The organism is Nonomuraea sp. NPDC002799, assembly GCF_053592075.1.
Genome location: NZ_JBSFVA010000002.1, coordinates 551,656 through 572,982, shown reverse-complemented (window position 1 = coordinate 572,982; position 21,327 = coordinate 551,656). Strand labels below are relative to the sequence as shown.

General features: G+C 66.6%; 16 protein-coding genes and 5 tRNA genes. 8 read left to right on the top strand and 13 right to left on the bottom strand.

The genetic code is table 11. The annotated features are described in order from the left end of the window. Positions 1-98 precede the first annotated feature (98 nt). Positions 99-169 (bottom strand) — tRNA-Ser (locus ACWD0F_RS06395). A 520-nt stretch (positions 170-689) separates the two neighbouring features. Between ACWD0F_RS06395 and ACWD0F_RS06390 the strand changes: the two genes are divergently transcribed. Then, the gene (locus tag ACWD0F_RS06390; protein WP_449872868.1) at positions 690-1,505 is read left to right on the top strand and encodes a hypothetical protein; all 816 of its coding nucleotides are present in this window, start codon (positions 690-692) and stop codon (positions 1,503-1,505) included. Here the strand turns inward: ACWD0F_RS06390 and ACWD0F_RS06385 are convergent. Then, positions 1,502-2,614, bottom strand: a complete 1,113-nt coding sequence (locus tag ACWD0F_RS06385; protein WP_449872867.1) for a trypsin-like serine protease — start codon at positions 2,612-2,614, stop codon at positions 1,502-1,504. The genes ACWD0F_RS06390 and ACWD0F_RS06385 overlap by 4 nt on opposite strands. A gap of 1,099 nt (positions 2,615-3,713) precedes the next feature. Between ACWD0F_RS06385 and ACWD0F_RS06380 the strand changes: the two genes are divergently transcribed. After that, positions 3,714-4,199: a hypothetical protein gene (locus tag ACWD0F_RS06380; protein ID WP_449872866.1), complete on the top strand. Its 486-nt coding sequence runs from the start codon at positions 3,714-3,716 to the stop codon at positions 4,197-4,199. Between the two features lie 152 nt (positions 4,200-4,351). Here the strand turns inward: ACWD0F_RS06380 and ACWD0F_RS06375 are convergent, their stop codons facing one another. From ACWD0F_RS06375 to ACWD0F_RS06355, 5 genes are all read right to left on the bottom strand, one after another. Further along, complete coding sequence (locus ACWD0F_RS06375; RefSeq protein ID WP_449872865.1) at positions 4,352-4,621, bottom strand: winged helix-turn-helix domain-containing protein; 270 nt, start codon at positions 4,619-4,621, stop codon at positions 4,352-4,354. A 184-nt stretch (positions 4,622-4,805) separates the two neighbouring features. Further along, positions 4,806-4,879 (bottom strand) — tRNA-Phe (locus ACWD0F_RS06370). 5 nt (positions 4,880-4,884) lie between these two features. Then, positions 4,885-4,959: transfer RNA gene (locus ACWD0F_RS06365), tRNA-Asp, on the bottom strand. Positions 4,960-5,050: 91 nt separating this feature from the next. After that, positions 5,051-5,123: transfer RNA gene (locus ACWD0F_RS06360), tRNA-Glu, on the bottom strand. After that, complete coding sequence (locus ACWD0F_RS06355; RefSeq protein ID WP_449872864.1) at positions 5,124-6,536, bottom strand: metallophosphoesterase family protein; 1,413 nt, start codon at positions 6,534-6,536, stop codon at positions 5,124-5,126. A gap of 180 nt (positions 6,537-6,716) precedes the next feature. Here ACWD0F_RS06355 and ACWD0F_RS06350 point away from each other — a divergent pair, with 180 nt between their 5' ends. Continuing rightward, positions 6,717-7,067, top strand: coding sequence for a metallopeptidase family protein (locus ACWD0F_RS06350; RefSeq protein ID WP_449872863.1), 351 nt, complete (start codon positions 6,717-6,719; stop codon positions 7,065-7,067). Positions 7,068-7,176: 109 nt separating this feature from the next. Further along, a complete protein-coding gene (locus tag ACWD0F_RS06345) occupies positions 7,177-8,460 on the top strand; it encodes an MFS transporter (protein WP_449872862.1) in 1,284 nt (427 codons plus the stop codon). Here ACWD0F_RS06345 and ACWD0F_RS06340 read toward each other — a convergent pair whose 3' ends face one another. Next, positions 8,461-8,745: a PspC domain-containing protein gene (locus ACWD0F_RS06340; protein ID WP_449872861.1), complete on the bottom strand. Its 285-nt coding sequence runs from the start codon at positions 8,743-8,745 to the stop codon at positions 8,461-8,463. It abuts the gene before it with no gap. A gap of 97 nt (positions 8,746-8,842) precedes the next feature. Between ACWD0F_RS06340 and ACWD0F_RS06335 the strand changes: the two genes are divergently transcribed. Next, a complete protein-coding gene (locus tag ACWD0F_RS06335; RefSeq protein ID WP_449872860.1) occupies positions 8,843-9,997 on the top strand; it encodes an acyl-CoA dehydrogenase family protein in 1,155 nt (384 codons plus the stop codon). A gap of 49 nt (positions 9,998-10,046) precedes the next feature. Continuing rightward, positions 10,047-10,122, top strand: a tRNA-Lys gene (locus ACWD0F_RS06330). A gap of 109 nt (positions 10,123-10,231) precedes the next feature. Here ACWD0F_RS06330 and ACWD0F_RS06325 read toward each other — a convergent pair. The 5 genes from ACWD0F_RS06325 to ACWD0F_RS06305 all read right to left on the bottom strand — a co-directional run bounded on the left by ACWD0F_RS06325 (position 10,232) and on the right by ACWD0F_RS06305 (position 16,781). Further along, positions 10,232-11,311, bottom strand: coding sequence for a tyrosine-type recombinase/integrase (locus ACWD0F_RS06325; protein WP_449872859.1), 1,080 nt, complete (start codon positions 11,309-11,311; stop codon positions 10,232-10,234). A 616-nt stretch (positions 11,312-11,927) separates the two neighbouring features. Then, entirely contained in the window at positions 11,928-13,343 is a 1,416-nt protein-coding gene (locus ACWD0F_RS06320) for an AAA domain-containing protein (RefSeq protein WP_449872858.1), read from the bottom strand. Beyond that, positions 13,252-14,754 (bottom strand): hypothetical protein, encoded by a 1,503-nt coding sequence (locus ACWD0F_RS06315; RefSeq protein WP_449872857.1) that lies wholly within the window; start codon positions 14,752-14,754, stop codon positions 13,252-13,254. Before ACWD0F_RS06315 ends, ACWD0F_RS06320 begins: the two co-directional genes overlap by 92 nt. Next, positions 14,751-15,896, bottom strand: a complete 1,146-nt coding sequence (locus ACWD0F_RS06310) for a hypothetical protein (RefSeq protein ID WP_449872856.1) — start codon at positions 15,894-15,896, stop codon at positions 14,751-14,753. Before ACWD0F_RS06310 ends, ACWD0F_RS06315 begins: the two co-directional genes overlap by 4 nt. Positions 15,897-15,947: 51 nt before the next feature. Further along, positions 15,948-16,781, bottom strand: coding sequence for a hypothetical protein (locus tag ACWD0F_RS06305; RefSeq protein ID WP_449872855.1), 834 nt, complete (start codon positions 16,779-16,781; stop codon positions 15,948-15,950). Positions 16,782-16,918: 137 nt separating this feature from the next. Between ACWD0F_RS06305 and ACWD0F_RS06300 the strand changes: the two genes are divergently transcribed. Both ACWD0F_RS06300 and ACWD0F_RS06295 read left to right on the top strand, forming a co-directional pair. Beyond that, a complete protein-coding gene (locus ACWD0F_RS06300) occupies positions 16,919-18,184 on the top strand; it encodes a metallophosphoesterase family protein (protein WP_449872854.1) in 1,266 nt (421 codons plus the stop codon). Then, positions 18,181-21,309, top strand: a complete 3,129-nt coding sequence (locus tag ACWD0F_RS06295; protein WP_449872853.1) for an AAA family ATPase — start codon at positions 18,181-18,183, stop codon at positions 21,307-21,309. The genes ACWD0F_RS06300 and ACWD0F_RS06295 overlap by 4 nt, the downstream gene beginning before the upstream one ends. Positions 21,310-21,327 lie beyond the last annotated feature (18 nt).

Here is a 21,327-nt window from a genome sequence, read left to right as displayed (position 1 = left end):
GGTCCCATCGAGGTGGTAGACGTGTCCGGGGGGCGGATCGGATCGCTCGTTCCCTCGGTGATCGCTGTGGCCGACGATGGTCAGCCATTCCCTAAGTGTGGTCAGGGGGCGGGGTCGAACCGCCGACCTTCCGCTTTCCAGGCGGAAAAACCGCCCTGGTCGCCTGATCGGGAACGTGGTCAGAGGCGTGTGGACGGTGGCGGGGATGCGTCGGCGTGTGGGGACGTTGCTGTCAGCACTGCTGTCACCTCAGCCATGGTCACCCGGTGGCAAGGCCCGACGGAGGAGGGTCTTGCCGGCGATCGCCCCAGCCCGCGAGACGGGCACCGAAGTCCGCGATCGTCACGGCCTCAGCCACCGTGCCACGTTCTGATCCGTGGCCGGGGCTGCAATCCTCCACTGGAGTCGAGAGGCGGGTCTCGTCACCCAACTCGGGGCCAATGCCGCACTGTTCACAGGGTGCATCGGCCTCCGAACTACCCAGCTACAGGGCGGGAAGCGGGGCGCCTTCGCGGCGTGACGAGCATCGCGGCAGCTCGCCTGCACGGTAAAGTGATGCACATCACATAGCTGCGACTGTCATCTCCGCGCGGAATTACGTCTATGGATTGTGGGGACCGTATGCGACGCCACGGTCCGGAGATCTACCGAACGAAAGAAGTCACCCCATGAAAAGAGCGGCTAGCTCCATGCTTCTCCTGGCCATCGCGCCGTTCGCATTCACCGGAGAAGGCCGGTCAGAGTTTCCAGACCCGGCGTTACTGGCGCAGCAGTGGGCTGTTTTTCCGGAATCCCAGCAGCCACGTCCGCTTGTGCTGATCGGCGCCCTTCCAGAAGTGGACAAGACCGGCGGCTACGTCACCCGTGTACGACTCGACACGAAATTGACCTCACAAGCTCCGGAACCAGTAGACGTCCCGTTGACGGACGGCATCGCGAAGCTTCCGCAGATCTCCCCCGTTGCCGCGTACGAAGAACTGAGGCGACATATGGAGCGACGGGCCGCACCGGGACGAGAGGGCGCCGTTCTGGACGCCGAACTCGTTACTCACGAATTCCTCTCCGATCGCGGCTCAATCCGACTGCCAGCCTGGAGGTTTCGGATCGCAGATGGCGGATCGTTGACGTGGCCGGCACTTTCCCCAGAGACGTTCTGGCGCCTCGGGTCAATCTCCCCGTCTTCGAAGATCATTCGGGCGAGTGCGGACCAAGCGAGACCCGAGATCACCGTGTGGATGGACTCGAGACACGGCTGTGGAGAGCAGCGGGACGAGCAGCCAGCCGTGCGCATCACGGAAACCCCGGACGTGGTCGTCGTCAGTACGGCCGACACCCCGAAGTCCCCGGACAACATGTGTGTCTCGACCGCCGATTTCCGGGCTCGGCCGTTCACCTACCTATTGAGCAGCCCCCTGGGGAACAGAGGGCTGCTCGACGCGGCTGGCCATCTTCCGGTCGTTCACCACGAGGACGCGGCGCCGACACCCGGCGGGCCGCCTCGCTAGAGGACTACGTCAAGCGACTGTATAGCCGTGTAGAAGTCCTGGAACACCAAGTAGTCACCGTCACCCGTTTTGTTACAGCCGCTGATGATGCCCTCGGCGAAGACCTGGGAGTAATCGCCGCTTAGCGAGAACACCGGGCCTCCGCTGTCGCCCCCGCGGCATCCGCGCTCCCCGTTGACCTGGTCGGCATGGAACATGTCGCCGTAGCACTCGTAGGTGCCCCATAGGTCGGTGTCGCAGTATCCGACCGGGAAGTCGTTCCTGACCTGCCACAGGCACACGGCGCCGCTGAACGATCCCGAGGTGCAGAGCCATTCACCAGGGGTCACGTGATCCCATCCAGCGACCGACTTGGTGTACTCGGGGCTGGTGTTGGCGCCACCGGGGACACCCCCATCCCACATGAACTTGTTATATGAGGGGCCCGGCATCCCGACCAGCATGAGGTCGTAATTAACCCTCTCGCTGGTGGCGTAGCCGATGTTCGCCGATCCCGTGCCGTTCCACCAATACTGGCCTTCGTAGCCGCAGTGGCTTGCCGTCACGAGATACCAGTAGCCGCTGGTGCGCCCCTGCACGGGCCAGCCCGCGGTGCAGAGGGCGCCTCCGCTGCCCGAGATTCTCGCGCCCCCGAAGAAGGGATTGGTGTCGTTGAGACGGCCGGCGGTCCTGGTCCGGGGTCCCTGCTTGATCGTCAGGGGGACGCGTATGTCGGTCATGGCCGAGTAACCGGCCTGCAGTTGTGACCGGGCCGTGGTGCTCTCGGTCACGGCGACTATGCCCGAGCCGTCACCCTTGACCTCCACCCGATGGATGGCCCCCTTGGGGTCCTTGAACATCTGCTCCTTAAGCTTGTCCGCCTCGGCGTGCAGTTCGGCACGAGAGTACGGGGCCGGCGTGACAGTCACAGGTGCGTCGACTCCTGCGCTTTCGATGGCGGAGGAGATGGCGGCGGGCACCTTGCCCTTCCACCAGACCTGGACGCCTTCGTCGTTGATGTGAATACCAGCGAACCCGCTCCCTCGCGGATTTCGGACGTCACCGACGAGCTGTACCAGGGCTGCTTGTATCTTGTTCGCTGCCCGTTTACGCGGCTCCTGCTCCTTCATCAGGTCCAGAGTGCCCGGAGGTAGGTGACTGAAGGGCTTTTCTTCGATGGAGAGTTTCGACTCCGGATCGCCGCCGACCATTTGGGTCGCCGAGGCTGGTGCGATAATCGCACTTGCAGTCAGTACTGCCATGAACAGGACGAGTAATCGCCGGAAACGCCGTAATCCGTGCATGCTTTCCTTTCTCTTGCCGTACCTAAGATCGTTCTACGTGATCATGACTCCACCGTCAAGATTTAGAACTTTCAGTCCTCACCAGCACTGCTGAATGGAACTCCACGTCTCGGCTTGGCCGTCTGGACGATCTTGAAGATGGGCATGGAGGAGATATCTACCTGTGCGTCAAGGCGGTAAGCCGAGAGAGCGGCCGAGGCGGATTCCTGTTGCGTGCTTTCAAGAATTGCGCAGACTCGCTCCTGCTACCGAGCCAAGGAGGGCTACCTCCATCCGATGCGCTGCTGTCCGAGGACTACTATCTTCAGCGATCACCTGGCGGGCTTGTGGGCGGGTCGGCCGAGGTGAACTCATAGGAGTCAAGCGCGTGGTGGCGCTGGCCGCGACCGGCCGAAGAGCCGCAGCGCGGCCAGCGACCGCCCGACGCGCGCCGACCGCCGCAGGTGGGCGGCCTTGAAACCGTAGAGAAAGTTCTCATCCGATCGCTTGAAGACTGCCCCTGACCTGGGTTTTCTCGAGCATATTCACCGGCGGAGAGTCTCGGTTGATGCTTGACGCTTCGCCTCCGGGGCCGTACTGAAGGGCTGGATCAGCATCCGTTGCAGCGTTCGGGCTGGTGATGACTGAGCGGGCCGATTGGAAATCAGCGGGCAGGCAAGGCTGCCGTGGATCCAGCAGGGCTACGTGGACGTTGTCATGGATTCCGCCATGGGGCGTCGCCCAGCCGGCTGGCCCGCCAGCGTATGGCTGGCGATGCCGGTTGCTGTGATCCAGGCGAGATGTACTTCTGTGACGATCAACGCTCTGGCTGCGCTTATGGAAGTCCTGGGCCCATCTCGCGGAGGACTTCATCTGGTGCTCGCTGGTCCGAGGAGGTGTAGGCGGCATGGCGGTATCGCGCAGACGCAGCTACCTGGACAACCGCGTGGTCCAGATCGTCGTCCGAATGGCGGTTTCGATAGCCGCTGTCTTGTTCGTGATTGGCGTGGGGGCGGCCCCGCTGTATTTCTTCTTCGGGCCCAACGTGGATCGCGTCGACCCGGCAGCGCTGTTGGAGTTGGGAGCCATCGGCCCGATCGTCGGTGAGGACGGCGCCACGGGTCACGCGTGGGAGAACTCCTACGTCGAGCTCAAGTGCCTCGTGGTCCATCTCAACGGAGGCGTCAAGCAGGACATACTCGCCGAGGCCGAGCAACGGCTGAACCGGAGGGGCTGGCACGTGTGGAACAGGGAGCCGCCCGAGATCGGCCTGCAGTCGGCCAGATGGCCTCACGCTTTCATTACGGTGGAGCCGCTTGTAGGGGTGGACTTGAGCAGCAAGCTGCGGGAGTCGGCGGCAGCCACGGGGCTGCCTATGGAGGAGATGGTGTACATCACCGTCGAGGGGTGGGCGTCTGACTTACCGGAATGAGAGCACTTGATCTTCCGCTTGAGGAGCAGGTGCTTGGGCCGTGCTGCCTCTTGGAGGTCGGGTGGGGTGCCCTGCTCGCGCATGAGCACAAGGATGCGCTTCATTGCGTCACTGCTCGGCTTAGCAGGACTCTGTGCGTAAGCGACCAGCCCTTATGCCCCAGCAGAGTCGGCCGTGGTGACGAAGCTGCCGAGGTTGGGGACGGTGTAGATCTTGTCGGCGGCTCTGAGGCGTTCCATGGCTTTTCGTATGGTGGGGCGGGAGACGCCGAACTCTTCCATAAGCTTGACTTCGGAGATCTTGAACTTGGCTCCCCACTCCCCTGTATCGATGCGCCGCGTGAGGACTTCGAGGATCTGTTCCCAGCGGGATCGGTCCTCGTCGTACTCCCAGGTGCGTGTGTGCTCGACATATGTGGCCACGGTATGAGAGTAGGAGGGCGTTTCACGCCCCTTCACTGCGGGTCACGGCCTTTCGTGGAGTTGCATGGAATGCTTACAGGATTGCTAGCTTGGAGGCATGGCGTTGGTGGGCGACGGTGCTCAGAGGAGATCAAAAAGCCCCGAACGATGGTCCGTTCGGGGCATTCTTGCTGGTCAATTGCTGTGGTCAGGGGCGGGGTCGAACCGCCGACCTTCCGCTTTTCAGGCGGACGCTCGTACCAACTGAGCTACCTGACCTAGAGCGGTCCTGACGGGACTTGAACCCGCGACCTCCACCTTGACAGGGTGGCGAGCACTCCAAACTGCTCTACAGGACCTTGCGTTTTCGTTCTGTTTGCGCTCGCTTAGCTTACCAGCTCTTCGGTGGTCTTGGACCAGCCGTTGTGCGGGTGCGCTAGGCGCTCGCGGTGCCCCCAACGGGATTCGAACCCGTGCCGCCGCCTTGAAAGGGCGGTGTCCTAGGCCGCTAGACGATGGGGGCTTAGGAATTCCCGTCGCCTTCCGTCGGAGACCTCTGAAGCATAGGGGACGATTGCCCTTGATGCCAAAGCGGCGGACCGGCGGCCGGCGACCCGGAGCCGGAGATCGATCCCGTTGGCGACGGGGCGTTCGTTGGCTCCGGGGAAATCATACGTTGCGGGTCGGGCTCCACGTGACGCTGGATGTACACCGACTGCTCCCCGAGCCCGCCCAGCGTGATGTCGTCCCATGCCTGCAGCCGCCTGGTCTCCCTGTCGAAGTACAGGACCGAGGCCTGGACGGGGGTCGGCTGGGCGTGTTCGAGGGCTCTGAGGCCGGCGCCGCCCGTGGAGCCCTGGACGAGCATGCGGGTGCCCGAAGGGAACATGTTCGTCCTGCGCTCGTGGGTGTGACCGGCGAGGATCATGGGGGCAGCGCCGGTGAAGCCCTTGCCGACCACCGGGTCGTGTACGGCGATCACGTCCGGCTTGCCGGCTTGCGCGAGGTGGGAGCGGGCGAACTGGCCCAGAGTGGCCGGGTCCGAGCCGACGTCGACGGTCTTGTCCGGGGTGAAACGGGGGTCGCCCAGTCCGTAGATGTTCAGGCCCGCCACCTTCTCGCTCTTGTTGTCGAGAACGATGCTGTTCTTCTGCTTCTCCACTGCCTTCTGGGTGGACATCGAGTCGTGATTGCCGCGTACGTACACGTACGGCACCCCGAGCCGGCTGATCTCGTCCACGAACTTGTTCTCGGCCTTGGTGCCGTGGTCGGAAATGTCGCCGGTGTCGATGATCATGTCGACGGCGAACTGGTCCTTGAGGGAGCGGATGACGTTCCAGGCGATGGGATTGAGATGGATGTCGGAGATGTGAAGGACCCGGATGGACTTGGGGTCGGCGTCGTACAGGGGCAGGGTCGAGACGGTGTCGTACAGCTTGGAGACGTTCGTCACGAGCTTGGTCAGTTGCGCCCGATACGACTCGAAGCGCGTCACGATCGACTCCGCGCTGCCCACCAGCGACGGCGCGGCGGCGACCAGGCCCGAGTAGCGCGGCTCGACGAGCGAGCCGGGGCGGAACGTCGTCGCGGCGAGCACGCCCGTGCCGGCGAGGGCCACAGAAGCCGCCAGAAGGCCCAGCAGAGCCACGCGCGGGCGCCTGAAGACCATCAGAGTCGCGATCAACGCCCCAGCGCCCGCACAGAGCAGTGAGCGGATCACCAGCGCGCGCAGGCCGTCCATCAGATCGCTCTCGATGAGGCCGGGGAGCCGGTCCGCCAGCTTCGGGTCCTCAATGAGTGCTTTGGCACGGTCCTGGTCGATGTTCTCCAGCGTGATCCGCAGCCGGAGCGGAGCATCGTGCGTACGGAACGTGAGCGTGCCGAGCGGACTGGCGTCCACGATCGTCTCGCCCCGCCAGGCTGGTCGGAGCGACATACCTGTCTCTACCGGACCTACCTGGGCACGTACGGTCCCACTCAGAAAAATACCCAGCCAAGCACCGACAGCGGCCACGAAGAGCACTGCCAGAACCTTCGACACCCGGGACCGGAGGACCGTCTTTGACCTGTGGACGAACTTCATACAGTTTCTTGATTACCTGACCGGCGGGGCAGAATGGCAAGGGTGATCGAGGTTACGCGGGAGAAGTTCGAGGAACTCGTGGCCGAGGCATTGGACACGATCCCCGCCGAGCTCACGCGCCATATGAGCAACGTCGTCGTCACTGTCGTCGATGATCCGCCAGAGCCCCACCTGCTCGGCTTGTACACCGGCGTCCCCCTCACCGAACGCGGCGACTGGTACTCAGCAGTCCTGCCCGACCGCATCGAGATCTACCGCAATCCCATATGCCAAATTTGCGATACAGAGGAGGATGTCGTCGACGAAGTGCGCATCACCGTGGTGCACGAGGTGGGGCACCATTTCGGGATCAGCGACGCAAGGCTCCACGAACTGGGCTGGTAACCCTTTGCTTCCGGTTAACTCCTTTGGGTTGCGGCTTGCCATGGTGATCAGGCACCTTGGGTCACGTAGCGAACACCAAGAGTCAGGCACACGGAGTCCAATGGGGGCCATGGAGGCGCGAGGGTCGTCAGGTCGGCATCGCCGTGGCGAGACACAGCAGGCCACATATCGGGAAGTCATCGCGATCAGGGAGTTCAGGGCACTCTGGTACGGCCAGGGCCTTTCACTCCTCGGCGACCAGCTCGCGCAGGTGGCGCTGGCTGTGCTCGTCTTCGAACGCACGGGCTCGGCCCTGGCCACGGCCGGGGTCTACGCGCTGACCTACCTCCCGTCGATCGTCGGCGGGCCGCTGCTGGCGGGGTTGGCGGACCGGTTCGCGCGCAGGGGCGTCATGCTCGTCTGCGACCTGATCCGGGCCGCGCTGGTGGGCGTGATGGCGCTGCCGGGCATGCCGTTCTGGGTGTTGTGCTCGCTGGTGTTCGTCGTGGTGCTGCTCGGCGCGCCGTTCTCGGCCGCGCGCGCGGCGCTGCTGCCCGAAGTGCTCGAAGGTGACACGTACGTCATCGGGTCGGCGCTCCAGAACATGACGAACCAGGCCGTGCAGATGCTCGGTTTCGCGGCCGGCGGAGCGTTGATCGCCACCATGGGGCCCTACCGGGCGCTCGCGCTGGACGCCGCGACGTTCCTCGGATCGGCGTTGATCCTGGTGTCCGGCGTCCGCCGGCGACCGGCCCCCGACCACGGCGACGACAAGCCGTCCATGTGGACGATGACCAGGAGCGGAGCCCGGCTCGTGTTCGGCTCCCGGAAGTTGCGGACGCTTGTCCTGTTCGCCTGGCTCTGCGGCTTTTACATCCTGCCCGAGGGCATCGCCGCGCCTTACGCGGCCAAGCTCGCCACGGAGGCGCTGCCGGCTCCCGTGATCACCGGGCTGCTGATGGCCGCGATGCCGACCGGGACGATGGTGGGCGCGTTCCTGTTCAGCAGGTTCGTCTCACCGCCGCGGCGGATGCGGCTCATGGGGTGGATGGCCATGCTGAGCTGCGCGCCACTGATCGTGACGGCGTTGCGGCCACCGCTGGCCGTGGTGCTGGCGGCCTGGGTTCTGTCGGGGATCGGGGGGGCCTACCAGCTTGCGGCCAATGCCGCCTTCGTGCAGTGGGTGCCGGCCGAACGGCGCGCCCAGGCGTTCGGCCTCGTGCAGTCGGGGTTGATGGCCGTACAGGGGATCGGGATCCTGGTGGGCGGGTTCGCGGCGGAGAGACTCGGCCCGGAGCCGGTGGTCGCGCTGGCCGGGACAGCCGGGCTGATCAGCGCGGCCGTCCTGACCGTGATCTGGACCGAGTCTCGGGGTGACAAGACCGCCCGGGTCCGCGCCGAGGCCGCCGCCTGATCACTGCTGGGGCTTGTGCTCGCCGGTCCAGTCCGTACTGCGGCTCTGCTGCTGCTTGCTGATCATGTCCTGGACGATCGAGGTGTCGCTGTCCTCATCCGGCATGAGGAGCCAGCCGATCGCGTACACGCCGACGCCGAGGCCACCGAACAGCGTCACGACCGCCAGCGCGATCCGCACCAGGTTGGCGTCGATCCCGACGTACTCGCCGATACCGGAGCAGACGCCCGCGACGATCCTGCCTTTGTGGGTCCGACGCAGCTTCTTGACGTTGTATTCGCTCATGCCTCAAGACTGCCCTGGCACCCGGTATTCGCACATCAGGATTCCCCCTGGTACAACCCTGGTAGCCCCCTAAGCGCCTTCAACGAGAGGACCGGCGATGGACGACCTGCTCCGTCTGGACGAGCGGCTCAACCCTGACCAGCGGTTGATCCGCGACACGGTCAAGTCCTTCGTCTCCGACCGGATCCTCCCCTACGTGGGCGACTGGTTCGAAGAGGGCGTCTTCCCGGCGCGCGAGCTCGCGCCCGAGCTCGGCTCGCTCGGGCTGCTGGGCATGCATCTGGAGGGGTACGGCTGCGCGGGAACGGACGCGGTGTCGTACGGGGTGGCCTGCCGCGAGCTGGAGGCGGGCGACTCGGGGCTGCGATCCTTCGTTTCCGTCCAGGGATCGCTGGCCATGTTCCCCATTTGGCGTTATGGCTCGGAGGAGCAGAAAGAGGAGTGGCTGCCCCGCATGTCCGCGGGTGAGGCGATCGGCTGCTTCGGCCTGACAGAGCCGGACCACGGCTCCGACCCAGCCAACATGCGGACTTATGCCAAGAAAGACGGATCTGACTGGATTCTCAACGGCGCCAAGATGTGGATCACGAACGGCTCCATCGCCGACGTCGCCGTGGTCTGGGCCCAGACCGACGACGGGATCCGCGGCTTCGTCGTACCGACCTCCTCCCCCGGCTTCTCCGCCCCTGAGATCCACAAGAAGATGTCCCTTAGGGCATCCGTCACCTCCTCCCTCTACTTCGACGACCTCCGCCTCCCCGGCTCCGCCGTCCTGCCGGAAGTCGCCGGCCTGAAAGGTCCGCTCTCCTGTCTCTCCGAGGCTCGCTTCGGCATCGTCTGGGGCGTCGTCGGCGCCGCCCGCGCCTGCCTGGAGGCAGCCGTGGACTACGCGAAGACCCGGGTGCAGTTCGACAAGCCGATCGGGGCGTTCCAGCTCACGCAGGAGAAACTGGCCTGGATGTACGTCGGAGTCGCCCAGTCCGGCCTTACCGCGCTGCATCTGGGCGAGCTCAAGGACGCCGGAACACTGGACCCCCGCCAGATCAGCTTCGGCAAGCTGTCGAACGTCCGATCCGCCCTGGACATCGCCCGCCAAGCTCGCACCATTTTGGGCGGGAACGGGATCACGCTGGAGTACCCTGTGATCAGGCACATGAACAACCTCGAGAGTGTGCTGACGTATGAGGGGACCCAGGAGATCCACACGCTGGTGCTGGGCGAGGCGCTGACGGGGCTGGCGGCTTACCGGTGACGAATGCGTCGCGAGCGGGGCGGTAATCTCTGTACCCTTGCTGTTGCGAGGGGCGTTAGCTCAATTGGCAGAGCTGCGGACTTTTAATCCGTAGGTTCCGGGTTCGAGCCCCGGGCGCCCTACCACTCCGACCTGCGATTTCACCCCACCCCTTGATCAAAAAATCAAGAGGTGGGTCATAGCTGGGTCACGCCTGGGACAAACGGACACAACCAGACCTTTCCGGCAAAGCAGTCAGCGTGGCGGCCGGTTCGTGGGACGACGCCGGAGCTGGATCGTCCGCTTCCGCAGCCTATGACCTGTTCTTAGCGCTGTGGCGAGCACCAGGCGTGCCGTGGCCTCCGCCGCCTCGTGATGGAGTTCGGGCAGGACCGAGGTGTAGGTGTCGGAGGTCAGCACGATACTGGCGTGCCCGAGTTGACCCTGGACCGTACGCAGGTCCACGTGCGCGGCCAACGCTGTGCTGGCGGCGCCGTGCCGCAGGTCGTGCAGCCGTATCGGCGGCAGCCCGCTGGCGGTCACCAGGTACCGGAACCGGTAGGTCAGGTAGTCCGGGCGTATCGGCTGGCCGTCCGCGCGGGTGAACACCCAGCCGGCGGTATCGAGCCCCTTGAGGTGCTGGCGTTGCTGATGGCGGCGCAGCAGGCGGATCGTCTCGGTGTCCAAGGCGATCGTGCGCTGGCTCGCCTCACTCTTGGGCGGGACGACTCGTAGCCGGCCGTTGACGTGGATGAGCTGCTGGACGACCGTAAGCTCACGGGTCTCCAGGCTGATGTCCGCCCACCGCAGCCCGGCGAGCTCGCCGCGGCGCAGGCCGCGCAGCGCGGCCAGCCACCACAACGGATACAACACGTCCTCGCGGACGTAGTCCAGAAACGCCGTCAGGTGTTCGGTCGTCCACACCGCCACCGCTGGACGCTGCCCCGTGGCCCGCCACACCGCCACCCGGCCCCCGGTCCAGACCTGGGCATGGGGACGCCGGACATGCGGCAGACGCAACCGGCGCGCCGGGTTCGTGTCGATCAGCCCTTCGCGGATCGCCTCGTTGAGTGCCGCCCGCAACGTAGCGTGGACCCGCTGCACCGTAGACGGAGACAGCGCCTTGCCGTACCGATTGCGCCGCTGAGCCAGGCCGGCGAAGAAGCGACGCAGGTCCACTGGCGACAGCTCCGCCAGCGGGACCCGGCCCAAACCGGGGATCAGGTGGATCCGCACATGATCGGCGTAACCCTGCCGGGTACGCTCGCGGACGGGCTGGAGGGCGGTCAGCCAGTGACGCAACCACTGCGCCACAGTGCACGCTGCGCTCACCACACCGGGACCATCGGCAGCGGCGAGATCGCGGGCAGCCTGCATGGCGTGCTCTGCGGTGCGGAAGCCACCCCGCCGCACCCGCTCCCTATGTCCGCTCGGGCCCAGTACCTGGATCGCGAAGTACCACGAACCGTGACCTTCATCAGCCAGATCGGGGCACATCCTGTCCTGATCTGAGCAACCACACCGCTTGTACACCACAGGCTCGCCCATCTTGCTCCCCTCTCTCTTCCACAAGACGGGCGAACCAGGAAGACATGACGTCGCTCAGGCAATGTTTCGCATCCCACTGGTAGCGCCGCATGATCGACGCGTACGCCAAGTAGCCCGAGGACGACCCGGTCATCATGTCCGACCTGCCTGGCCGCTCCGCGCAGCTCGCCTTCGAGCGGGCCGCCTCCTTCTCCGCCGCATTGCGCAACACCACCAGTTTTCCAGCCGGTCTTCGGCCAGGAGGGATCCTTTTGGGCAGGCCCGAGGCCTGGAAGCTACTCTCCTATGTCAAGCCCCAGAAGATGCCCTAGGAGCTCTTCCAAGGAGCACAGGACTACTACTTCAGCACCGACTGCGAGATGAGTCTCGACATCCAGACCCTCATCTACCGCAAGCGCTCCAGCTACGCCGCGACGCGGTGCTGTGCGAGCTTGCTCATCACGACCTGGTTAGCCTCCCAGCCGTCGGGGAACTTCGCCGGCACCGACAGATGCACAGGGTCGGTCGAGGAGTGGCTGTCCAGAAGATCGACGATGCCTTCGCGCGCGACGACGATGCACGCCTGCCGGTGCCGGGAAGTGAGCACGCACAGCCGTCCGGCTTCCAGGTGGAACGAGGTCGCGTCCCGGCGGCCAGACAGCGGATGTACGACGATGACGACCTCGTATTCGCGGCCCTGCAGCCGGTTGGCCGTGTCGACCGCCACACGTGACAGGGCCGAGTTTCCGGTCCGAGCGAGTGCGGTCCGGACCAGGTCGGCTTGGTCGCGGTGGGCGACGCCGATGGCGATGTCGGTGGCTTCCAGGACCCGGCCACCGGGATGCCGCTCGCAGGTGGCGAGGGTTCCGCGCTCCAGCATCCTGGCGGCCAGTCTTGTGGCCGCCAGGACGGTCTCGGCGTCAGTGCGCGGGACGTGGCGGCGCGGCAACTCGTGCAGCGCCCACCCGGTGGTAAACGCCATCGCCAAGGTCTCGTCCAGGTCCGTGTTGCCGAAGGCGGCAGTACAGAACTCCAGGGCGCGCCTTCCGGGGCTGGTGCCCGCGGTGAAGCCCGTGAACGGGTAGAACGCCTCCGAGATGGTGGGGGCGGCGGAGGGCGGCAGGCGCCAGGACACCGGAAGCCGATGCTCGGGGATGCCCTGATTATGGGCCAGCATCACTGAGACACCGTTGAGTGTCGGGTCGTGCGGCAGCCCGATCCACCGCTCGGTGCCGACCATGGTGAACGGGTCCAACTGTCCAGGATCACCGACGAACAAGCCGCGCTCGAAACGCTCGACGATCTGCAGCAGAGTGTCGGAGCGCATCTGGTAAGACTCGTCCAGGATCGCCCAGCCGAACGTTCCGTCGCGGACAGTGGCCCACTTGGCCGACGTGCCGACAATGATCTCGCAACCCTTCAAGTCGGACAGAGTAGTGCCGACGGACGTGTTCGCCGGATCGCTCACGCCCGGCGGCGGAGCGTACCCGCCCTTGCTGAGCCGTCCGATGGAGAGATCCGGGTGTGCGGCGGCCAGCCGCACGACCAGGTCGTCGACCTGGTTGTTGGTCTGGGCGACGACGATCGGGCGTTCGCCGCCGTCGACCAGCTCTCCGGCGGCGCGGACCACCAGGGTGCTCTTGCCTGCTCCGGGCGGGGAGTCGACAACCACCGCCTTGTGGCTGCTGCCGGACAGGTCGGCCAGAATCTCTGCGACGGCCGCGTCGGCCCTGGCAGCCGCGTCGTTGTCAATCATCATCGCCCCATTCCTCTGTGGCGGCTTCGTGGAATTCGTCTGTTTCGTCGGCCGCAGCGGCGTGCGTCCATGGAATCCGATCATTGTCCGGGAACACCGGCGCGGGCCGCCAGCCGGGGTCAGGGAGGTAGGTGACCTGCTGGCCCTCGGCGGGTACGGATCCCGGCTTCGGAACGAGTCCCTGGCCCATTCCGCCGATGATCTCGACGGTGATCTGGCTCGTGTCCCCGTCGGGGTCCGTCGAAACGATGAGCGCCCGATGGCTCGTTGGCATGGATGGGCTGATCAGCTTGGTACCGGGAGCCAGCCGAGTGGGGTCCTGGGTGCGGACGGTGACCAGTGGCCTGGGCACCCGCCTATTCTTGTCCGTGGTGACGATCCGGCCGGGCTCCGCCGCCACTACCATCCCGACAAACGCCTCTCCGACGCTGCGCCGGTCGGCCAGAACATACCGGTCATCGAACGCCATGTCGGCTTCGAAGTCGGCCAAGGCTCGTTCCAGCCGGCTCAGCCGCCTGGCCGCGCCGATCGGGGCGTCCTGCTTGCGCTGCGGCAGGCCGTCAGCGTCCTGGTAGTCGGAGTACGCAGTGAAGGAAGCGCGGTCGCGCTCGAAACGCGCCGCAGCCCGCGGGGCCTCCGGGACGCCGCGCAGCAGGGAGATTGCCTGCCACATCAACCGCCACGTGAACTTGAGCTGGTCGGCGATCAGCTCCCACAGTTCAGCCTCTGCGGCGGCCGCCGCCAGAGGATCAGCCGTGGCGAACCGCTTGATCGCCGGTTCCAGGTAGTACTTGTCGAAACTCGGAGCTGTGGCAGGACCGGCAGGCGGACACACGTCCGGGTTCTCCGCGTCGGCCATGGCCTGTGCGACGTCCAGGCCGTCGGGTGGAGCGATCCACGCCATCAGCGAGGCGAGGTTCTGATCCTCCAGCACGCTCTGGCCGGTCGCCCAGTGCTCGCCGAGCATGCCGGTCGCCGGCAACAGCATCGAAGTGCCTGCCTGCTCGGCCGACTCCACCAGGAACGTCAGCCACATGCCGAGCCGCGGCACAATGTCCGCTACGGGGTAAGAGCCTGTGGTCTTGCGGAATCGGCACGTCCGTCCCAAATCGCCCAAAGCTTTGACGCCGCCGGGATTGGGCACCAGAACCTGCGGGGCGTCGGTGTAGTAAGAGGCGGCGCCCTTGCCGCGAGAAGAACTCGCGCGGCGGTCCCGGCGGCAATGGTCGATGTAGTCCATCACGATCCCGCCGAGCTCGGCGGCGAACGCGAAGCGCTGATCCCGGTTGCGCGGCTGCGCCACGACCAGCAGCTTCGGCGACCTCTTAGCGGAGCCGACCATCGCCGCGAGCGGTGCTCCTGCCTCTCCTGCCATCGTCAGCGGCACGATCACCAGGGGATGGTCGGACAGGCGCCGGTGGCGGAACTCGGTCAGCTGTACCGCGGCCATCGTCTCCATCGCTTCCAGGCGCGCCAGCGCGGACACTTTGCTCACGCCACAGCTCCCGGGGTTCCGGCAGTGGACCGCAACTCGGCACGCAGCCGGGCCGCGTGCCGCAAAGAGGCGGCGATCTCGACCTGCTCGTCGTTCGGCCGCAGTTTCCCGCGTGCCAGGCCCAAGGCCATGGTCACGGTGTCGATGCCGCCGAACTGCTCGCGCACCGCTGGCCCGAGCACGTCCAGCGACCCGCCGTCGCGCGCCCGGGCCCGGCAGTAGAAGGCCATCTCACAGTGGTTCAAGCAGTCCGGCCGGTAGGTCGCCGGCACCTGGTCCAAAGCTTCAACAAGCTCGCCGACCGGTCGCGGCAGCCCGGCCTCGTCGGTGATGGCGAAGGTGAGGCCGTCAGGCAGGAGGTCGAGCAGGTCGCCGATGCGCTCGATGCGCGCCAGCTGCCTGGTCAGGGTGGCCACCTGCTTGCGGGCGTCGACGAACGCCGCGGCCGGACGGTTGGTGAAGTCTTTGGGCGCGACCAGGACGATCGTCTCGGACACCGCCTCCGGGCCGATGCCGGCCTCGGCGAGCATGGCGCGCAGCGCGATGATGTACGCGCACGCCTGCGTCGTGGCCGCCCGTACCTGCGCCGGGTCAGCCCGCCCGTCGATGATCGGAAAGCTCTTGATCTCCACTACGTGGAAGCGATCGCCAACACGGAAGGCCACCAGGTCCGGTTCCAGGAACGCGGCATGCCCGCCTACCCGGAGCAGCAGCATCGGGTGGTCGAACAAGGTGCCGTCGCCCAGCCCTCGAGCGGTCCGCACCAGCAGCTTCCTGGTACGGGCGTGGCGGATCTCCGATCGGCCGTCGCCGCCGACGTCGTTCAGGTCCTGGTAGCCCACCTCCGACAGGGGCAACTGCAGGATGTCACGCAGAACCCGCAGCAGCTCCGCGCAGCCGTTGGCCTTCACCATCGCCTCGAAGGAGTTGCCGCGAGTGATCGCGAAGGGGGATTGACCGAAGGGCAGTTCGTAGCCGACGTGCTTGGCGATGTCGGTCTTGTTGGAGCCGGAGGCATCCAGGACAGCGCGCAGGGTGCAGCGCGGGTTGTTCTCCAGCGCGGCCAGCGACCTGGCGCTGTAGGTCAGGCGCGGGGCGGATCCGCGCAGCACGTCCAAGCGTGCGTCGACTGCTGCTTTCACGGTGTGGGGATCCTCATCGGGAAGACGGATCTTGACGGAAGAAGGTCAGGTCTAAGCCTGCAGGCGTTTGACGTTCCGCAGAGGCGTGCCGAACAGCTGCGAGTCCTCGCCGAGCCGTTTGCGAGCCCGCCGCGCGGCTTCGGCTCGGGTGGCGCGGTCGGCGTCGGCGTGCATATCCAGCTCAGCTCGAGCCGCGGAGATCACCAGGTGCGGGTCGGGCGCGGCGTCGTGGACAGCTGGCCCGGCGGGCATCGCGCCAGGGATGTTCGCGGCGAATTGCCAGAGTAGTCGCAGCGCCGCCGCGCCAGGCCCTGTTCCCGACGACCTGGCCGCGGTGTGCACCGTCTCGGCGATGCGCATCGCGGCCGTGAGGAAGTCGACGCGCGGGGACAGCGGGCCCATGACGCGCTGCTCCAGCGTCCACGTGCTGATCGTGATCAGGGCCCGCACCGGGGACAGCAGGTCGTGGGTCAGCGCGGGGCACAGGTAGTACGGCCGGGCACCGGGCGCCGACCGGTAGGACCGCTCCTCGTCACGGCGCAGGCTGGACAGCTTGGCAGCGGACAGCTCGCCAGGGAAGAAGGCCTCGTGCACGCTCACGATCAGTTTCGGCGCGGCCGGGATTCCCAGCAGCACCAACGAACGGTGCACGTGCTCGCGTGCCGGCAGCATCGAGCCCTGCGTGCCTCCCAGCACCGGGTCGGAGCCCGCCGCCAGCGGGGTGGGGGGGCCGTCGGCGATGAGCACATCCCAGGCCCGCTCGGCACGGCGGAGCTGAGCGCGCAGCTCGCCGGCGCGCTCAGTGTCGCCGACTGCAGAGGCATCGCGGATCGCGCGGCGCAGGACGCTGATGCTCGTCTCCAAGGCGTCCAGCGGATCACTCATGGCTCGACTCTACCAGAGTTCCCGAGAGTTCCAGATTTTCTCCAGAGACTCAGGTACGGTCTGCTACATCAGCTCCTCCGACCGTGGCTGCGCTGCTCGCGCTGCCCCACGGACTCTTCCCCCTGGAGGCTCCCGTGATGGGACGTGTGTTCCACACCTCCGACTGGCATCTCGGCCGCCAGATCGGCCGTCACCGGCGCGACAACGAGTTCGACGCCGTCCTGGACGAGATCATCGAGATCGCCGCCGACTTCTCCCCCGACGTGATCGTGCACAGCGGCGACCTGTTCGACAGCCCGCGACCGAGCCTGGACGACATGCGCCGCGCCGCCCAAGCGCTGCGCCGCCTCGAGGCGATCGCACCGACGGTGGTGGTGGCGGGCAACCACGACACCGCCAACGTGCTGGCGTTCCTGCACTTCATCCTCAACGACATGGGCCACCGGGAGGCGGACCAGGTCCAGGTGCGATTCGCCACCGATGCCCGCCCCGACGGGCTGCTGATGGCCGAGTACCCTGCCGGAGCCGGTGAACTGACCCTGCGGGTGGGCGCGCTTCCGTACCTGCACCCCAACAGGTTCGTCTACGACTTCGCCGACCCCGCCATGGCGACGGCCGCGTACGCCCGGCGGATGCGTGCCGTCCAGGCCGACGTCTACCGCCGTCTGGCGGCGGGGCGTTCCGCACGCGACATCCTGATCTTCGCCGCCCACCTGTTCGTCGAAGGCGCCATGCCTTCGTACTCCGAGCGGCGCTTCTCCGTCGACGCCGACTACGCGGTCGCCACCGCCGACCTTCCCGCGGTTGACTACGGTGCCCTCGGCCACATCCACAAGCCGCAGCCCGTCGCCCGCGCCGGGTTCCCCGCCCACTACGCGGGCAGCCCTCTGCAGCTGGACTTCGGCGAAACCCGTGACATCAAAAGCGTCGTCCTGGCGGAGATCGCTCCGGGGCACGCGCCGCGCATCGAACTCGCGCCGCTCGACTCCGGCCGCCGCCTGGTCCGCCTGGAGGGCACGCTCGAGGAGATCGAGCAGCGCGCGGGCCGCGTCGGCGACGCCTGGGTGAAGGCGGTGGTGAACGTCGACGCCCCCACCTCGTCACTGGCGGATACCATCGCGAAGATGCTGCCGGCGGCGACGGTCGTCGCCATCGAGGAACGCCGTCCCGAGTCCGTAGGCCGTCTCCTGGACCGCGAGGTCACCGTCCAGGAACTGCCTGGCGTCGATGACCTCCTTCGCGATTACCTGCCCAGCCGCGGCATTACCGGCCCGGTTCTGGACCGTGCCATGGAGACCTTCGCCCAGTTGCGGGCCGAACCGGACCTCGAGGACCCTGCACCGTGTTGCGAGGAGACGCTGCTGACTGCCGCGCTCGCGGGCGAGCAGGAGGCTGGCCGATGAGGCTGCAGAAGCTGTCTCTGACCGGATTCCGCAGCTACCCCGCCCCTGTCACCATCGACTTCACCGGCAAGAGCCTGGTTGCGGCGCTCGGCGACACCGGCGCGGGGAAGACCAGCCTCCTCGACGCCGTCACTTATGCGCTGTTCCGCAAGAGCTCCTGGGAGACCAGAGAAGCACGGCAGCTCATCGCCGACGGTGCCCAGGCCATGAGCGTGGAGCTCACATTCCTGCAGGGCGCACAGCGCTGGCACGTGCAGCGCACCCTGCACGCCACCAACCCGAACGCGGCCCGGCACCACCTGAGGAACCTCGACTCTGGCGAGGAACTAGACAACGCCGTCAAGGTCGACGACCGCATCAAGGCCATCCTGCAGATGGGATTCAAGACCTTCATGCGCGTCGGCCTGCTCGCGCAGGGCAAGTTCGACCAGCTCCTCACCGCAGGCCAGACGGAGCGGAGTGAGCGGCTGCGGGAGCTGTTCGGCGTCGAGTCTCTGGAATCCGTCCAGAAGCTGGCCGGTAGCCGGTCCACCTCGCTCAAATCGCTGATCAGCGCTGCGAAAGTCAAGCGCGCCACCATGCCGGAGGACCCGCAGCAGGCCGCGACGGCTGCGGCTGGGGCCGCTGACGCCGCCGAGGCTCGCGCCGCGTTTCTCATCACCGCCGTCGATCGCATCTCGGCTCTGCAGACCGAAGCCGTCCAAGCTCGCACCGCGGCGGAGACGGCCACCACCGTAGCCGAGGACCTGTCGGCACGTGCCGTGGCCGACGCCGATGCCGTGCTGCGCGACATCGAGCCCATCGCCGCCCGCATCGCAGCACGTCGCGATCTTCTGAACCGGCGCGGCGACGATGCGGCACGGGCAGAGGAGCAAGTGACCAAGGCGATCGCCGACGCCAGCGACAAAGAGCTCCGCAGGTCCGCCGTCATTCTGGAAGACCTCGCGGTGCGCGCCGAGGAGCATCGGCGTGAGCGTGACCGGCTCACCGAGCTAAACAGGCGGCTCGCCGCGGACGGCGCTGCCATCGCCGCGGCGGATGCGGACCTGGCCATACGAGCAGCCAACGCGGAACCCCTGATACGCACCGCCGAGGATGCCGCGGAAGCGAGCAAGAGGGTCCGGAAGAGCGCGGCCACGGCCCGGCCCCTGGTGGCCGCCGCTGCCACGGCGGACCGCGCCACCGCCGATACCGCGCTCGAGTACGCCACCGCCGCAGGCACCTGCCAGACCGCCCGCCACAACGTCGGAGTCCTGGAAGGAGAGACCCTCGCCGTCAAGGAACGCGTCACAATCGCTGCGGCGCAGCTCGATGCGCTCCTTCTCCGCGACAAGGCAGCCGGGATCGCTGCCGAACTGCACCCCGGCGACGGCTGTCCTGTGTGCAACCAGACCATCCCTGCCGACTTCACGTCCGCATCCGAGAGCTACACCACGGAGTTGCACGACGCCAAGGAGCGACTGCGCGAGGCCGAAGTCGCGCAGGACGAGATCTCCGGACGGTTGGCCCAAGCCCGTGCAGCCGTGATCATGGCCGACCAGGCCGAACTCGACCGTGAAGGGGATCACCAGCGTGCTTTGCATGACGCCCAGGAGGCTCAGGCGAAGGCGACGGACGCCCTGAAGGGCTTCGCGGTTCTCGTTATGGAGGCCGAGGGAGACTTCGACGCCGAGTCCGCCACTGAAAGGCTGACAGCCGCCGATGAGCAACAGCACACCACGACGATCATCGAAATGATCACAGTGTGCGAACTGGAGGCCATCGCCGCCACCGACCGGAAGCGGGCCGAAGTCCTCGGATATACCGCAAGGCTCGAAGCCGACGGAAAAGCGCTCGAAAGCCGAAAGAGCGGGCACGAGCAGGCGATCGACGACGCCAACACCGCCTCCGACCGGCACTTGGGCGCTGTGGGCCGTCTTGCCGCCGACGCGCAGACACTGCCGGTACACGTCCAAGCGATGCTGCCTGAGGAAGCGATCGAAGTCCGGGCAGACGCCGCGGCAGCAGCGGCTGCCGCTGTTGCGACCCACCTGGCCGAGATCCAGCGCCTTGTCGAGCAGCTTGAAGCCGCGCGAGCAGAGAAGACCGAGGTCCTCACCCAGCAGCGCGCACTGGACCAGGAGGCGCGCACCGCTGTGGAACAGCCGCTGGACAAGCTGTGTGCAGCCCTGAGCGACTGGGCGCAGGCCGTCAAGCAGGCGATCAACCACCTCGGCGTCCAAGGCCGACACCACGCACCGCAGGCTCCCGTCGACTCCGGGATAGCCGCAATTCGTCTCTTCGCCACCGAACTGTCGAAGATCACTGAAGCACTCGGTGCCGAGCTCGACCAGGCGTCCGCCATCGGTACGGCCCGAGCCGACGTCGCGCTGGTCGGCCTGCGGGAGAACGCCGCCGAGGTCGCCGACGTCGACGGCTTCCAGCCCGGCGACCTGATGGCCCCCCACCTGCTGCACCCTCTCGTAGCCGCAGCGGCGAAAGCTGGCGCGGAGGCAGAAGGATGGCGTAGAGAGCAACACGGCGCGGAAGGCCTGATCGCTCCCGCAGCCGACCTGGACGCTGCCATCGCCGCAGGCGAAGCCCGCTTCGACTCGCTGGAAGTGCTGCGCAAAGAACTCGTCGACGCCAAGTTTCTCGGCCACCTCACCATGCTGCGCACACGTGCCCTGCTAGGCGTGGCGAGTGACCTGCTCGGACAGCTGACCGACCAGCGGTTCGGCTTCGCTGATGGGTTCGACATCATCAGCAGGGGCTCCGGCGTCGTCCACCACCCCAACCGGCTATCCGGCGGGGAGAAGTTCCTGGCCTCGCTCGCTCTCGCGCTGGCGCTCGCCGAACTGCACTCACGCAGCGGCCCGAGACTGGGATCGCTCTTCCTCGACGAAGGTTTCGCGACCCTCGACACCACGGCGCTGGAGTCGGCGCTGGACGTGCTGCGCTCCCAGGCGGGCGGCGACCGGCTCGTCATGGTGATCAGCCACCTGCACGCCGTTGCCGAAGCCATCGATGACGTCCTGTGGGTGGAGAACGGGCCTGCCGGCTCCACGGCGCGCTGGATGACCCAGGCAGAACGCGACGAGCTGGTGCAGGCCGACCTGTCCAGCGGCCTGCAGATGCTGGCATAGCCGACCGGAGAGGAAAGA

What these genes read in the sequence shown, in the direction of transcription:
- ACWD0F_RS06340 (WP_449872861.1), bottom strand. Translation starts at nt 8,745, where the DNA reads ATGAGCGAATACAACGTCAAGAAGCTGCGTCGGACCCACAAAGGCAGG.
- ACWD0F_RS06305 (WP_449872855.1), bottom strand. Translation starts at nt 16,781, where the DNA reads ATGAGTGATCCGCTGGACGCCTTGGAGACGAGCATCAGCGTCCTGCGC.
- ACWD0F_RS06385 (WP_449872867.1), bottom strand. Translation starts at nt 2,614, where the DNA reads ATGAAGGAGCAGGAGCCGCGTAAACGGGCAGCGAACAAGATACAAGCA.
- ACWD0F_RS06335 (WP_449872860.1), top strand. Translation starts at nt 8,843, where the DNA reads ATGGACGACCTGCTCCGTCTGGACGAGCGGCTCAACCCTGACCAGCGG.
- ACWD0F_RS06300 (WP_449872854.1), top strand. Translation starts at nt 16,919, where the DNA reads ATGGGACGTGTGTTCCACACCTCCGACTGGCATCTCGGCCGCCAGATC.
- ACWD0F_RS06320 (WP_449872858.1), bottom strand. Translation starts at nt 13,343, where the DNA reads ATGATCGGATTCCATGGACGCACGCCGCTGCGGCCGACGAAACAGACG.
- ACWD0F_RS06345 (WP_449872862.1), top strand. Translation starts at nt 7,177, where the DNA reads ATGGAGGCGCGAGGGTCGTCAGGTCGGCATCGCCGTGGCGAGACACAG.
- ACWD0F_RS06355 (WP_449872864.1), bottom strand. Translation starts at nt 6,536, where the DNA reads ATGTCGCTCCGACCAGCCTGGCGGGGCGAGACGATCGTGGACGCCAGT.
- ACWD0F_RS06295 (WP_449872853.1), top strand. Translation starts at nt 18,181, where the DNA reads ATGAGGCTGCAGAAGCTGTCTCTGACCGGATTCCGCAGCTACCCCGCC.
- ACWD0F_RS06390 (WP_449872868.1), top strand. Translation starts at nt 690, where the DNA reads ATGCTTCTCCTGGCCATCGCGCCGTTCGCATTCACCGGAGAAGGCCGG.
- ACWD0F_RS06350 (WP_449872863.1), top strand. Translation starts at nt 6,717, where the DNA reads ATGGCAAGGGTGATCGAGGTTACGCGGGAGAAGTTCGAGGAACTCGTG.